Here is a 13,510-nt window from a genome sequence, read left to right on the forward strand (position 1 = left end):
CGACGATCGCATCGCACGGGCTGGCGATCGTCGCCGCGTCGCCCGCAAAGGTCCGTGCGCCCGGCCGCAAGCGCCGGATGAACGCGTCGCGCAGCGAGCGGAAGCGCGTCGTCTCCGCATCCGACAGGTCGACGTCGCAGAAGAATCGCCACGCCGCCAGCGCCGGCTTCGCCACGAGCGGATGCTCGATCGCGGCGATCCGACCGACCGCCTTCGTCGCCCAGCGGCGCGGAATGCGATTGGTAAGCAGGAAATTGAGATCCTCCTGCAGCAGCAGGCGCATCAGTCCGGTTCGCATTGTCACACCTGCGTCATCGCGGCGCGCGTAGTGGCGCCATGGAGAAAAAGACCCTCGCCGCCGTTGCCGGGCTCGTCGCCGGCACCCTGTTCGCCGCGACCAAGGGCCGGGAGCGGCTGGCGCTGTCGCGCGCCAAGCATCCCGGACCGGGTGGCCATGTCCGCCTGGCCAAGCGCATCGCGGGGCAGATCCCCTATTACGCGCATGTCGAGGAGGCGTTCTTCCGCGCCGACGGCTGCGACGAGGCCACCGCCGCGCGCCGCCGGGCGGGGTTCGAGCGGCTGGCCGCTATATATGCCGAGCGCTTTCCGAAGACACGGGCGCTGACCGCCGACACGCGCGAGGGGCTGTCCGACCTGCAGTTCACCGGGCGTTACCGCGTGCCGTTCGCCTTTGCGGACACCGTGCGGCGGCACCTGCCGGTCGGTGCGTTCATGGCGCGGTCGGAGGGGCCGTGGCTGACCGATCTCGACGGCAATCGCTTCATCGACCTGACCGGCAGTTACGGTGTGAACCTGTTCGGCAACGAGTTCTACAAGGCGACGATGCGCGAGGCGCTGGACATCGCCGAGCCGCTGGGCGGAGTGCTGGGCAGCTATCATCCGGTCGTCGCCGACAATGTCCGCCGGCTGCGCGCGCTGTCGGGGCTGGACGAGGTGTCGTTCCACATGTCCGGCACCGAGGCGGTGATGCAGGCGGTGCGGCTGGCGCGCTATCACACCGGCAGGAAGCGGCTGGTGCGGTTCGCGGGTGCCTATCACGGCTGGTGGGGCGACGTGCAGCCGGGGATCGGCAACCCGGTTCCGGCCGACCACACGCTGACGCTGGCCGATCAGTCGGAACAGACGCTGGCGGTGCTGGCCCGGCGGCGCGACATCGCCTGCGTGCTGGTCAATCCCTTGCAGGCGCTCCACCCCAACGTCTCCGCGCCCGCCGATGGTCAGCTGGTCGACAGCGGGCGTGCGGCGGGGGCGGACCTGCCGGCGTACATCGCCTGGCTGCGCCGGCTGGCCGATACGTGCCGCGCGAACGGCATCGTGCTGATCGTGGACGAGGTGTTCATGGGCTTTCGGCTGGCGCCCGGCAGCGTCGCGCGGGCGTGGGCCATCGATGCGGACATGATCGTGTGGGGCAAGACGCTGGGCGGCGGGCTGCCGATCGGCGTGGTGACGGGGCGCGCGGCATTGATGAAGCGCTGGCGCGACGATCGGCCGGTCGACATCTGCTTCGCGCGCGGGACGTTCAACGCGCATCCGTATGTGATGGCGGCGACCGATGCCTTCCTGCGGCGGCTGGAGCGGCCCGCCGTCGCGGAATGGTACGCCGGCATGGACGCGCGCTGGGACGCGCGCGCCGCGCGGCTGAATGCGATGCTGGCCGAGGCCGGGGTGCCGGTATCGGTCGCGCATCTCGCGACGGTGTGGACCCTGGTCTACACCCGCCCGTCGCGCTATAACTGGATGCTGCAATATTACCTCCGCGCCGAGGGGCTGGCGCTGTCGTGGGTCGGGACCGGGCGGTTGATCTTCAGCCTCGACATCGACGACGCGCTGTTCGACGAGATCGCGCGGCGGATCGTGGCGGCGGGGCGCGCGATGGCGGCGGACGGCTGGTGGGACGGCCCGGCGGCGACGAACAAGCGGCTGCGGCGGCAGGCGCTGAAGGAGTCGCTGGCGGCGCGGTTGCGGGGCGGGTGAGCGGCGTCCCCGCTCCCGTCACCCCGCCCTTCCGTCATCCCCGCGCAGGCGGGGTTCCAGACACGCCGCGCCTCGTGAGGATCGACACGGCGGGTTTACCGTTCGAGGCCCCGGGGCGTTCCAGCAGCCACGACATGGGTTCCGGATCCCCGCCTGCGCGGGGATGACGGAAGACGGGGGTGACGGCGCTACGCCCGCGATGACGTGACGCGACGTTCACGCCGCCGCGTGGCTGTCATCCGTGCGGCCGTGCTTCAGCAGCCTGACCGGCGCGGTGCGGTACAGGCGGAAGTCGCTGAACGGATCGGTGACGATCTTCGTCGCCCAGACGATCCCGGTTTCCAGATCGCGCTCGATCCACAATTGCAGCACGCGGAACAGGATCGCCGCCACGCCGAAGAACAGCCAGCCGAACCCGACGTGGCGCAGGAAGCCGATCGCCCCCTCCGGCCGCTCCAGCACTCCGAACAGGGTCGGGGTAAGCGCCAGCACGAACGGAATCGCCAGCCACAATCCCATCAGCACATATTTGCGCATCAGGTTGTAGCCGACCTTCACCTCTTCCTTATATTCGTGGCTGACGCCGTTCTCTTCGTCATAATCCTTCGGCTCGAAGAAGAAATGGCCGGCCTGCCGGCTGGTCATCGCCACCCCCCATGCCAGCAGGCTGGCGAGCGCCGCGTCCACGAACAGCAAGGCGTAGGCGGTGATGAAGGTGCAGGCGCTGACGAAGTGCAGGCTCTGGTTGATCAGATCGTGATGATAGTAGCGATGATCGTCCCAGCGCTGCTCCTTCAGCTGCGCGCGGAAGCCGGGATTGCCCTGCTCATCCTCGAAACGGAGCTTGCGAAGCTGCGGCATCATGCCTTCTCCTTGGTGATGCGGACCAGCGAGAAATGGCCCAGCGGCGGGATCGCGCGGCATTCGGCCAGCGCCACGTCGTCGCGGGTCGCGATCCAGTCGGTGTAGAGCGCGAACGGAAAGTCGGTGCGAAAGCCAAGCCGCTTGGTGACCGGCATCAGCGCCTTCTCGATCCCGCCGCGCAGGCCCTGTTCGGCCCCGACGCGGGTGGTGATGACGATCTCGCCGCCCGGACGACACACGCGCGCGAATTCGTCGAGCGCACGGCGCGGGTTGGCGACCGCGCTGACCACATATTGCGCGACGACGACGTCGAACGAGGCGTCGGCGAAATCGAGTGCCTCGGCATCCCCCAGTCGGATCGCATCGACGTTCGGCAGGTTCAGCCGCCGGGTGCGCGCGCGCGCCTTGTCGAGCATGTCCTCCGAGATATCGACGCCGGTCACGCGGCTGGTGGCGGCATAGCCGGGCAGCGAGATGCCGGTGCCGACCCCCACCTCCAGAATGCGCCCGCCGATCCGGTCGGCGGCGCGGATCGCCGCCGCGCGCCCCTGCCGGAATACCGGCCCGAACACCAGGTCATAGACCGGCGCCCACCGATCGTAGGCCAGCGCCACGCCGGCCGTCGTCATCGTCGCTGTCATTCCCGCCGCACACCTTCGCATGAGGGCCGCCCTCGGCCCGGAACGGCGACCCTTGTGCGACGGACAGGTGTCACGCTGACGACGATCGCGTGACGGCGGCTGTCATCGAAGCGCCACGGGAGTGACATATGGGCGGGCTTCCCTCCGTCATTCCCGCGCAGGCAAAACCTATGTAAAAGTCGTTTCGTCGACTCCACTGAACCCGTCACCCCGGACGGGTTCCGGGGTTCACGGTTCCGCAAGATCAGCGGCTTATGAGTAAGCGGCACGGTGGATGCCGGAACCAGTCCGGCATGACGGAAGGGGACGTTCGCAGCCGTCCCCTTCCATGCGAATGACGGTAGCGGTTCAGCCCGTGACGCCCAGCGCCTCGGCCACCACCTTGTTGACGATCTTGCCGCCGCGCACGTTGACGCCGGCCATCAGCCCCGCATCCGCCTCCGCCGCCGCATAGCCGCGATCGGCAAGCGCCAGCCCGTAGGGCAGCGTGGCGTTGTTGAGCGCGTGGCTGGACGTCAGCGGCACCGCGCCCGGCATGTTGGCGACGCAGTAATGGATCACGCCATCGACCTCATAGGTCGGCTCGGCATGGGTCGTCGCATGGCTGGTCTCGAAACAGCCGCCCTGGTCGATCGCGACGTCGACCAGCACCGCGCGCGGCTTCATCAGCTTCAGCATCGGGCGCGTCACCAGCTTCGGCGCGGAGGCGCCGGGGATCAGCACCGCACCGATCACCGCATCGGCCTCCGAAATCTCATGCTCGATCGCCTCCAGCGTCGAGACGCGCGTGCGGACGCGGCCCTGGAACAGCTCGTCCAGTTCGCGCAGCCGCGGGATCGAGCGGTCGATGACCGTCACTTCCGCGCCCAGTCCGACCGCCATGCGCGCGGCATGGGTGCCGACCACGCCGCCGCCCAGCACGACGATCCGCGCGGGCTGCACGCCCGGCACGCCGCCGATCAGCACGCCGCGCCCGCCGTTCACGGCCTTCAGCGCGGTTCCCGCCGCCTCGATCGACAGCCGCCCGGCGACCTCGCTCATCGGCGCCAGCAGCGGCAGCTGACCGCGCGCGTCGGTGACGGTTTCATAGGCGACGGCGGTGACGCCCGACGCCTGAAGCCCCTTCGCCTGTTCGGGATCGGGCGCGAGGTGGAGATAGGTGAAGAGGATCTGGTCCTCGCGCAGCTGCGTCCATTCGCCGGGCTGCGGCTCCTTGACCTTCACCACCATCTGCGCGGTGGCGAAGACTTCCTCGGCGGTGTCGACGATGCCCGCGCCCGCCGCGCGATAGGTGTCGTCGTCGGCACCGATGCCCGCGCCCGCGCCGCTCTGCACGATCACCTCATGACCGTGCGCGATATATTCGCGCACCGCGCCCGGCGTCAGGCCGACGCGATATTCGTGGTTCTTGATTTCCTTGGGCACACCGATGCGCATCGACCATCTCCTCTATCCTGCGGCAGCATAGCGCGATCCGAGCGGGGAAACCGGGCGAAGTTGGCGCGGCGCGGGTGACTTCGCGCCACAATCCTGCATGATGATGACCGATGACGCCGAAAACCTACACGCCCGATCGAATCGACCGCCGCCTGATCGCGCTCTTGCTCGACAATGCGCGCGCCACCGCCTTTACGCTGGCGGAGGCAATCGGACGGTCGGCGACGGCGGTGGCCCGGCGACAGCGCGCGCTGGAAGAGGCCGGTGTCATCACCGGCTATGCGGCGCGGCTGAACCTGGCGCAGCTCGGTTGCGAGACGACCGTCCACATCAAGATGACGCTGGAGAGCCAGCGTATCGACGTCCTCGACGCCTTCGAGACCGCGATCGTCGCCAGCCCGTCCGTGGTGCGCTGCGAACTGATGTCGGGCAGCTACGACTATCTGGTCACGGTGCGCGCGCGCGACCTGTCGCATTTCGCGCAGATCCACCGGGATGAACTGTCGCGGCTGCCGGGCGTCACGCAGATGGAGAGCGGCTTCGTCCTGCGCGAGGTGGTGGCGCCCCGACTGCCGTTGGCCCTGCTCGACTGAGCGGTGCCGGCCCGCCAAAAAAAGCGCGGCCGACAAACCTTTCCGCTATCAGCGACTTACGCGACACGGCCGTTCCCACTCCGATATTCCCGGAGTCAGGAGGGGGGACCGGGCCGCCTCGGGTTAACTTCCCCTTCAGTTAATGGTGCGATCACGCCGCTCGACTTCCTCCAGATCTAATCTGGATCATGAATGCGGAGAGTATTCTTATGATCACGTGGTTCCAGCGCGATGCCCCGATCCGCGTGAAGTTCATGATCCTCGGCCATGTCTATGCGGGACTGTCGGCGGTCGGGCTGGCCAGCACCTATGCCGCCGGAACCGGATGGCTGCCGACCCCGGTCGCGCTCGGTCTGGCCGGCGCGGCGCTGGCGATGGTCGTGGTGGTCGCGGTCGCCTCGCGGCGGCTCATCTGCGATCCCTATGTGGATACCGTCGTTCGCATGGAAGGGCTGGCGAGGAGCGATTTCACCACCGTGATCGACCGCACCCATTACCAGGATTGCGTCGGCCGGATGGCGCGCGCGATGGAGGTGTTCAAGGATAACGGCATCACACTGGCGTCGGCGTCGGGCGTTCAGCGGGATATCGTCGAGTCGCTCGGCAACGGGCTGAGCCTGTTGGCCTCGAACGACCTGACGTTCCGCATCGACCGCGCCTTCCCTTCCGAATACGAAGGGCTGCGGGTCGATTTCAATCGCGCGATGACGGCGATGTCGGAAGCGATCAGCGCGGTCAGCGACGCGACCAACGGCATCAACAGCGGCGCGGCCGATATCCGCCAGGCCTCCGACGACCTGTCGCAGCGTACCGAGCAGCAGGCGGCCAGCCTGGAGGAAACCGCCGCCGCGATGGACGAGATCACCTCGACCGTCCGCGAAACCGCGTCCGGAGCGCGTCGCGCCAATGCGGCGGTCAAGGAGGCACGGGAGGAAGCGCAGAATTCCGGCGACGTCGTGCGGCGCGCGGTGGACGCGATGGGCGGGATCGAGCGATCCTCGACCGAGATCAGCGAGATCATCAGCGTCATCGACGGCATCGCCTTCCAGACCAACCTGCTGGCGCTGAACGCCGGTGTCGAGGCGGCGCGCGCCGGCGACGCGGGCAAGGGCTTCGCGGTCGTGGCGTCGGAGGTGCGCGCGCTGGCACAGCGGTCCGCCGATGCCGCCAAGGACGTGAAGACCAAAATCCTCGCCTCGTCCGAACAGGTCGATGCGGGCGTGGCGCTGGTCAGCGAAACCGGTAAGGCGCTGGAGCGGATCATCGCACGCATCGGCGAAATCAGCGCGCTGGTGTCGACGATCGCCGAATCCGCCGAGCAGCAGGCGACCGGGCTGCAACAGGTCAACACCGCCGTGTCGGAAATGGACGGCGTGACGCAGCAGAATGCCGCGATGGTCGAGGAGGCGACCGCCGCCGCCCGCAGCCTGGCGGAGGAAGCGACCCGCCTGACGAACGAAGTGTCGCGCTTCCGTGTCGAGGCCGCGCAGGCACGGGTCACCCCGGCGGTGCCGGTCGGTTCCCCGGTCCATGAGCTTCAGGCGCGCGCCGCGCAGGCCGGCCGCAACCTTGCCCGAACCGCGCGGCGTCCCGTGACCGGCACGCGCGGCACCGCGCTGGCCGTCGCCGAGGAGGAGTGGTCGGAGTTCTGAGGTCAGCCGCGCGTGCCGGCAGCGTAGATCGCGTCGAGCACGCGCGCGGTCGCGACGAACTCCCCCGCCGCGTCCGCGTCGAAACGGTCGCCGCGTGCCAGTCGGGTCGCCCAGTCGATGGCGGCGCGTCCGCCCCAGTCGTCGGGCGGCACCGCCAGCGTCTCGCGCGTGGTGCCCCGGAAATGCTCGGCGGTGAAGTCGTAGAAAGAGCCACCGACATTGCGCAACGCCGCGCCGCCGTCCGTGCCGTAGAACGCCGCCTCGATCACCGCGTCCTGCCCGGCGTGCAGCCGCCACGAACAGGCCAGCCGCACCGTCACGCCATTGTCGAGCCGCACCGTCGCGGCGGCATAATCCTCGACCGCCTCGCCCGTCAGCGGCAAGCCACCGGCGTAGAGCGCCGCGTCCACCGCCGCGACCCTCGCCCCGCCGCCCAGCCACAAGGCCAGATCGGCGAGGTGGATGCCGAGGTCCATCACGCAGCCCCCGCCCGATTGCGCGCGATCGTAGAACCACGGCTTGTCGGGGCCATAGGCGTTGTGGAAGGTCAGATCGATCGCGAACAGACGACCCAGCGCCCCGCCCCGCACCAGCGGCGCGATCGCGCGCATCCCCGCCGTGTGCCGATAGGACAGATCGACGCCGAGCAGCCGGTCGGCGCGGCGCGCGGCATCGACGACCGCCGCCGTCTCCATCGCGTCGCGACCGAGTGGCTTCTGGCAGAAGACCGCCGTCCCGGCATCCAGCGCGCGGATCGACTGCGCGGCGTGCAATGCGCTCGGCGTCGCGATCACCACGCCGTCCAGGCCGAGCGCGAGCATGTCGTCGAGCGTGGCGCAGACCGTGGCGGCGGGCGCGACCGCCTGCGCCTCGGCCAGCATGTCGGCCGACGGATCGGCGATCGCGACCGCCTCCACCATGCCGCTGCCGACCATCGCCGCCATCCGGTGCCGGCCGATCCAGCCGGTGCCGAGGAAGCCGATCCGGGGTTTGTCGATCATGGTCGTACCTTCCTGGTCAGGCGGCGGCGCGGCGAACACCGCTTCGAAGGTGCCACGTGCGCGGCGGTACAGACGGCGCTCATCCGAACGTCACCACGGCCTTCACGAAGCCCTCGGGCTTGTCGCGCGTCGCGGCGATCGCCTCGTTGAGTTCGTCCAGCGCGTAACGATGCGTCAGCAGCGGGATGAGGTCGACGCGCCGCTCCGCGACCGCCGCCACCGCCTCCCGCAGCCCGCGCAGGTTGACGCGCGGATCGCGTTCGTGGGCGTTGATGACGTCGATCCCCTTCCAGTTCCAGTCCTGCATGTTCACCTGGCGCGGGCCGTCCTGATGATAGCCCGCCACCACCAGCCGCCCGCCGAAGCCGACGATCGCAGAGGCGAGGTCGAGCGGCCATTGCTTGCCCACCGCCTCGATCACCCGTTCGCACAGCGCCTCACCGGTCAGCGCCTTGACGCGCTCGATGATCGCCCAGTGATCGTCCATCACGATCGTCTCTGCCGCGCCGTAAGCGCGCGCCAGTTCCAGCGATTCCGCCCGGCGCGAGATCGCGATCACGCGCGCGCCGGCATCGCTCGCCAGCTTCGTCAGCACCGCGCCGAGGAAACCGATGCCGACGATCGCCACCGTCTGTCCCGGCAGCACGTCGGCGCGGCGGAAGATGTTCATCGCGCAGGCCAGCGGCTCGCCCGGAAAAGGCTGCCCATCGAGCGCATCGGGCAGCCTGACCACCTGATTGGCCGGGGCGACATCATAGGGCGCGAAGCCGTGCGACGACAGCATCGTCACGCGCTCGCCGACCGACAGGTCCGACACACCCTCGCCCAGCGCATCGACGATGCCCCAGCCCTCGTGCCCCAGCCCGCCCGCCTCGCCGGGGAAGGTCGACCACGGTTGCCCCGCCCATGGCTCGACATTCGACGCGCACACCCCGCAGCCCTCCAGCCGGATGCGTACCTCGCCCGCGGCCGGCGCGGGCACGGCGGCGTCGCGCACCTCGATCCGCGCCGGGCCGACCAGCACCGCCGCCGGCATCATGCTACCATTTTCAACTGACAAGCGTTTGACTTTCCTATGCAAAAACCCACCAACCTCAATCAGGCACTCGCCGCGAACATCGACCGGCTGACCGAGCGGCAACGGCGGGTCGAAGCCGCCGCCCCCTGGTCCGACCGGCTGGCGGGACGCATCACCGCCTTCACCGGATCGATGACCTTCGTCGCGCTGCACCTGACCCTGTTCGGCGGCTGGATCGTCTGGAACCTGTGGCTCACGCCGAAATTCGATCCGACCTTCGTCGTGCTGGCGATGATCGCATCGGTGGAGGCGATCTTCCTGTCCACCTTCGTCCTCATCAGCCAGAACCGCATGGCCGCGCAGGCACAGGCGCGCGCCGACCTGGACCTGCACATCAACCTGCTGGCCGAGCACGAACTCTCCCGCCTGACCGCGCTGGTCCGCCAGATTGCCGAGCGACTGGACATCACGCCGCCCGCCGAAGTGGAGGAGATCGAGCGCGACGTGCGCGCCGAGGACGTGCTCGACACGCTGGATCAGGTCACGCCGTCGCCACCATCGGCGTGACGGCGGGCGCATAGCGATCGATCATCCACGCGCAGAAGTCGGCGAACGCCTGCGGCTCGCGCGCGGCGCTGGTGTGGTGCGGCTGGATGCCGAGATGCTCGGGCGTGAAGCAGAAGGTGACGGTGGTGTCGAAATCCGCCAGCGCCTCCATCTGCCGGTCGAACCAGTCGACCGCATTGGGGCGGAAGCTGTCGGCCCAGCTGAGGCCGGTGCGCAGCTTCTTCGTGCCCAGCCGCTTCATCCACGCCACCGCATCGTCGAGGCGCGGATCCTGATAATGGAACCATTGCATCAGCCCCATCTCGGACGCGACCTTGGCATAGCTGTCCAGCGCCGGCTTGGGCGTGCCGTCGGCGCGGATCAGCCCCATGTAGAAATGGCGGTAATAGCTCGACCCTTCCGCCTCGCGATGGCGGGTCGTCGCGCCCCATTCCTGCGGCAGGTCGAACAGCGAATACCAGTAAATCTGCGGCACGCGGCCGATCAGCAGCTCGGCGGTCTTCTCGACGCCGAACACCTGCACCTCCTCGGCACCGAACGATCCGACGCCGACCTCCGTCACCCACACCGGCTTGTCGGTCACCGCCTCGATCTCGGCGATCTTCGTCGGCCAGTCGTGGATCGACCACAGGTTCCAGTCGAGCGGAAAGCCGTGCACCGCCAGCACGTCGACCGCGTCCAGGCAACCATGCGCCTCCAGCCGCTTCACCCACAAGGGGTCGATCGGCGACATGCCGCCCAGCACGCGCGTGATCGCCGGATTGACCGCCGCGATCGATGCCCCGGCGCGCGATACCGTGTCGGCGAACAGCGACCAGTCCGGATCGACCTCGGGGTCCCAATGCGACTTGTTGTTCGGCTCGTTCCAGATCATCGCGGCTTCGATCACGCGCGCACTCCCCCCGTGGATGGATAGACCGCCGCCGGCCCGTGCTCCGCGAACGGAACATCGGCGATGCGGCAGAGATAGACGTCGTCCTGCGGATGCGCGGTCACGGTGAAGCCGGATGCGCGCAGCATCGCCTCCGAACAGGCGCGGTTGGGCGCCCACCAGTTGGTCCAGTCGCCCGCGAACTTCCGCTCGATGAAATGCAGCTTGGGGTAGTCGCGATCGTCGAAATAGGACGGCGGCGTCCAGGTACCGGGGACGTAGAAGGGATGATCCTCCGGTACATCGGCATCGTTCTTCGACCCCTGCTGCATCGTCTGGAACAGCATCAGGTCGCCCGCGACATGCTCGCGGATCAGGTCGAGCGCCAGCAACGGGTGGCGCAAATGATAGAGAACGCCCATGAAGATCACGAGGTCGAAGCGCTCGCCCAGTTGCGCGACGTCATAGACGGACAGCCGCCGGAACTCGACGCTGTCGCCGTATCCCAGCGCCTCGCTGGCCAGCCGCGCCTGCGCCAGATAGCGTTCGTCCCAGTCGATGCCGACGACGCGCGCGGCGCCGCGCCGCTTCATCTCGACCGAATAGAAGCCGGCGTTGCAGCCGATATCCAGCACGGTCTTGCCGGTCAGATCATCAGGCAGGCACGGTCCGAATTCGGCGAACTTGTTGGCGGGATAATCGAGCAGGAAGTGATCCGGCGCGGTCTGAACACCGCCGGGCAAATGAATGTTGTGAAACCACGGCGCGAGCCGTTCGACGCGCGTCCGCAGATCCGATTCCATTACGCCCCCATCACCCATCGCAGCATCAACGATGCTTCCTCAACCTCGTTCCATCCCATTGATGTCGATCAGTTTATTCGTCTGGAACCACAGACGGGGGGCGTGGCGTTCTCGCCGCCATGACCGATCCCGACGGCGGCTGGATCCAAGCGATGCGCGAGGAGCGCTATGAGGACGCCTGGGCGATCGAGCGGGCGGTGCTGGCCGCGCGCGACCCGGCGACGCGCGACGATCCGCGCCTGCCCTATCACCGCCGCTGGGTATGGGACGGACGCGATCCGGATGGTCGCGACGTACTGGTGCGCTGCTACCACGGGCTGGGCGACACCATCCAGTTCGCGCGCTACCTGCCCATGCTGGCGGAGCGGGCGCGGTCGGTGGTCGTGGAGGCGCCGGCACGGCTGCACCCGCTGCTGCGCTTCGCGGGCGTATCATTGGCAGCATTCGACCCGGCGCATCCGCTGCCCCCCGCCGAATGCGATATCGAGATCACCGAACTCGCGGCCGCGCTGCGCCTTTCTCCGCGCGACACGCCCTGCCCCTATCTCCACGCCGCCCCTGCGCCGTTGCCGGACGAAACGATCGGGCTGTGCTGGCAGGCGGGCGACTGGGACATCGGCCGCTGGGTACCACCCGAACTGTTCGCCCCGATCGCGGCAGGGCGGCGATGCCTGTCACTGGTCAGTGCGCCGACCGACCTGCCGGTGCTCCACAAGGACGGGTGCCCGTTCGATCTGGCCGCAACCGCCGCGATGGTCGCCGGCTGCGCGCTGGTCGTGACCGTGGACACGATGATCGCGCATCTGGCGGGGGCGCTCGGGCGGCCGACCTGGCTGCTGGTGAAGGCCGCGCCCGACTGGCGCTGGGACCCGGCACGGCGCGACAGCGGCTGGTATCCGACCGTCCGGCTGTACGCGCAGCCGACGCCCGGCGACTGGGAAACGCCGCTCGCCGCGATCACGCGCGACCTCAACCTGTTCAGAGAAGGTGACAATCATGGCCAGCCTGCCCAGCCCGTCGGTGCCCGTCTCCTGGGGTGAACTGCTCGACAAGATCACGATCCTGGAGATCAAGCGCGAGCGGATCGCGCGGGCCGACGCGCGCGCCAACGTGATGCGCGAACATTCGCTGCTGAACCGCATCGGTGCCGGCGTGCTGGGATTCGAGGGGGTGGCAGCGCTGTTCGGCCGGCTGAAGACGGTCAATCAGGATTTATGGGAGATCGAGGATGCGATCCGCCGACAGGAGGCCGCGCGCACCTTCGGCGGCGAGTTCGTGCGGCTGGCGCGCGCGGTCTATGTCAAGAACGACGAGCGCGCCGCGTTGAAGCGCGAGATCAACCTGGCACTGGAGTCGGAGCTGATCGAGGAAAAGAGCTACGCGGCGATCAATTGACCATCACGGCCAGGGTCGTTCGTTGAGCGTCGCCAGCCGCGCCCCCTGCCCCTCCAGCATCAACGTCGTCACCGATCCCGGATCGCAGCCGAGCGCGAAGATCCGGTCGAGCGGCAAGCCCAGATAATGCGCCACGACGCCGCGGATGATGTCGCAATGCGTCACGCACACGCTGACGCCCACTCCGAGCGCGGCCACGAAACCGACCGCGCGCGCCACCGCCTCGCCCATCGTTTCGCCACCCGGACAGCGGAAGCTGCCGCGCTCCGCGTTCCAGCGCCGCCAGTCGGCGTCACCGTCCAGCGCGGCGAAGGTCCGCCCGGTGAAGGTGCCGAAGTCCACCTCGTCCAGCGCCGCCGCGACCCGCACCTGCTCCCCGAACGCCAGTGCGGTATCGACGGTGCGCGCGCGAGGGCTGCTGAAGAGCCTGTCGATCGGCGTTCCCGCCAGATGCTGCGCCACCGCCATCGCCTCCGCCCGGCCGCGCGCGTCGAGCGCAATGTCGGACCGGCCGCTCAACACGCGGCCAACCTCGGCATGATGCCCATGCCGCACCAGTAATACGCGACGCTCCATCGAAACTGACCCAGATCAAGTGAAAGACTGACTTAGATCAACAAAGCCCCGCCCACAATAAAAATTGCGTAACCGCAATGATTTAAGGAACAAAGCT

The 13,510-nt window shown here is 68.5% G+C and carries 14 protein-coding genes and 1 pseudogene; 6 read left to right on the forward strand and 9 right to left on the reverse strand.

The window, feature by feature from the left end; all coding sequences use genetic code 11:
- Positions 1-283: pseudogene (locus tag NS334_RS07610) on the reverse strand (archaetidylserine decarboxylase); the annotation flags it as partial.
- A 53-nt stretch (positions 284-336) separates the two neighbouring features.
- Here NS334_RS07610 and NS334_RS07615 point away from each other — a divergent pair.
- Positions 337-1,995: an aminotransferase class III-fold pyridoxal phosphate-dependent enzyme gene (locus tag NS334_RS07615; RefSeq protein ID WP_058755379.1), complete on the forward strand. Its 1,659-nt coding sequence runs from the start codon at positions 337-339 to the stop codon at positions 1,993-1,995.
- Between the two features lie 216 nt (positions 1,996-2,211).
- Here the strand turns inward: NS334_RS07615 and NS334_RS07620 are convergent, their stop codons facing one another.
- The 3 genes from NS334_RS07620 to ald all read right to left on the reverse strand — a co-directional run bounded on the left by NS334_RS07620 (position 2,212) and on the right by ald (position 4,937).
- A complete protein-coding gene (locus tag NS334_RS07620; RefSeq protein WP_241491854.1) occupies positions 2,212-2,859 on the reverse strand; it encodes a hypothetical protein in 648 nt (215 codons plus the stop codon).
- Positions 2,856-3,488 carry a class I SAM-dependent methyltransferase gene (locus tag NS334_RS07625; RefSeq protein ID WP_241491855.1) on the reverse strand — a complete coding sequence of 211 codons (633 nt, stop codon included), beginning with the start codon at positions 3,486-3,488 and terminating at the stop codon, positions 2,856-2,858. The genes NS334_RS07620 and NS334_RS07625 overlap by 4 nt, the downstream gene beginning before the upstream one ends.
- Positions 3,489-3,848: 360 nt before the next feature.
- Positions 3,849-4,937 (reverse strand): alanine dehydrogenase, encoded by a 1,089-nt coding sequence (gene ald, locus NS334_RS07630; RefSeq protein WP_058755381.1) that lies wholly within the window; start codon positions 4,935-4,937, stop codon positions 3,849-3,851.
- A 110-nt stretch (positions 4,938-5,047) separates the two neighbouring features.
- Between ald and NS334_RS07635 the strand changes: the two genes are divergently transcribed.
- Both NS334_RS07635 and NS334_RS07640 read left to right on the forward strand, forming a co-directional pair.
- Positions 5,048-5,530, forward strand: a complete 483-nt coding sequence (locus NS334_RS07635) for an Lrp/AsnC family transcriptional regulator (protein ID WP_058755382.1) — start codon at positions 5,048-5,050, stop codon at positions 5,528-5,530.
- A gap of 209 nt (positions 5,531-5,739) precedes the next feature.
- Positions 5,740-7,182, forward strand: coding sequence for a methyl-accepting chemotaxis protein (locus NS334_RS07640; RefSeq protein ID WP_083500324.1), 1,443 nt, complete (start codon positions 5,740-5,742; stop codon positions 7,180-7,182).
- A gap of 2 nt (positions 7,183-7,184) precedes the next feature.
- On the opposite strand, the gene NS334_RS07645 is transcribed toward NS334_RS07640, so the two are convergent.
- Complete coding sequence (locus NS334_RS07645; RefSeq protein WP_058755384.1) at positions 7,185-8,183, reverse strand: Gfo/Idh/MocA family protein; 999 nt, start codon at positions 8,181-8,183, stop codon at positions 7,185-7,187.
- 79 nt (positions 8,184-8,262) lie between these two features.
- Positions 8,263-9,222: an MDR/zinc-dependent alcohol dehydrogenase-like family protein gene (locus NS334_RS07650; protein WP_083500325.1), complete on the reverse strand. Its 960-nt coding sequence runs from the start codon at positions 9,220-9,222 to the stop codon at positions 8,263-8,265.
- 36 nt (positions 9,223-9,258) lie between these two features.
- On the opposite strand from NS334_RS07650, the gene NS334_RS07655 reads away from it, so the two are divergent.
- Positions 9,259-9,768, forward strand: coding sequence for a DUF1003 domain-containing protein (locus NS334_RS07655; protein WP_058755385.1), 510 nt, complete (start codon positions 9,259-9,261; stop codon positions 9,766-9,768).
- Here the strand turns inward: NS334_RS07655 and NS334_RS07660 are convergent.
- Both NS334_RS07660 and NS334_RS07665 read right to left on the reverse strand, forming a co-directional pair.
- The gene (locus tag NS334_RS07660) at positions 9,743-10,657 is read right to left on the reverse strand and encodes a glycosyl hydrolase (protein WP_058755386.1); all 915 of its coding nucleotides are present in this window, start codon (positions 10,655-10,657) and stop codon (positions 9,743-9,745) included. The genes NS334_RS07655 and NS334_RS07660 overlap by 26 nt on opposite strands.
- Positions 10,654-11,442, reverse strand: a complete 789-nt coding sequence (locus NS334_RS07665; RefSeq protein WP_241491856.1) for a TIGR04290 family methyltransferase — start codon at positions 11,440-11,442, stop codon at positions 10,654-10,656. The genes NS334_RS07660 and NS334_RS07665 overlap by 4 nt, the downstream gene beginning before the upstream one ends.
- Positions 11,443-11,561: 119 nt before the next feature.
- On the opposite strand from NS334_RS07665, the gene NS334_RS07670 reads away from it, so the two are divergent.
- Together NS334_RS07670 and NS334_RS07675 are read left to right on the forward strand one after the other, a co-directional pair.
- Complete coding sequence (locus tag NS334_RS07670; RefSeq protein WP_241491857.1) at positions 11,562-12,482, forward strand: glycosyltransferase family 9 protein; 921 nt, start codon at positions 11,562-11,564, stop codon at positions 12,480-12,482.
- Complete coding sequence (locus NS334_RS07675) at positions 12,439-12,837, forward strand: DUF6165 family protein (protein ID WP_058755388.1); 399 nt, start codon at positions 12,439-12,441, stop codon at positions 12,835-12,837. The genes NS334_RS07670 and NS334_RS07675 overlap by 44 nt, the downstream gene beginning before the upstream one ends.
- 3 nt (positions 12,838-12,840) lie before the next feature.
- On the opposite strand, the gene NS334_RS07680 is transcribed toward NS334_RS07675, so the two are convergent.
- Positions 12,841-13,413 carry a histidine phosphatase family protein gene (locus tag NS334_RS07680; RefSeq protein ID WP_058755389.1) on the reverse strand — a complete coding sequence of 191 codons (573 nt, stop codon included), beginning with the start codon at positions 13,411-13,413 and terminating at the stop codon, positions 12,841-12,843.
- Positions 13,414-13,510: the final 97 nt, after the last annotated feature.

Origin of the sequence: Sphingomonas endophytica, from assembly GCF_001476895.1 — a bacterium.
GTDB lineage: Bacteria > Pseudomonadota > Alphaproteobacteria > Sphingomonadales > Sphingomonadaceae > Sphingomonas > Sphingomonas endophytica_A.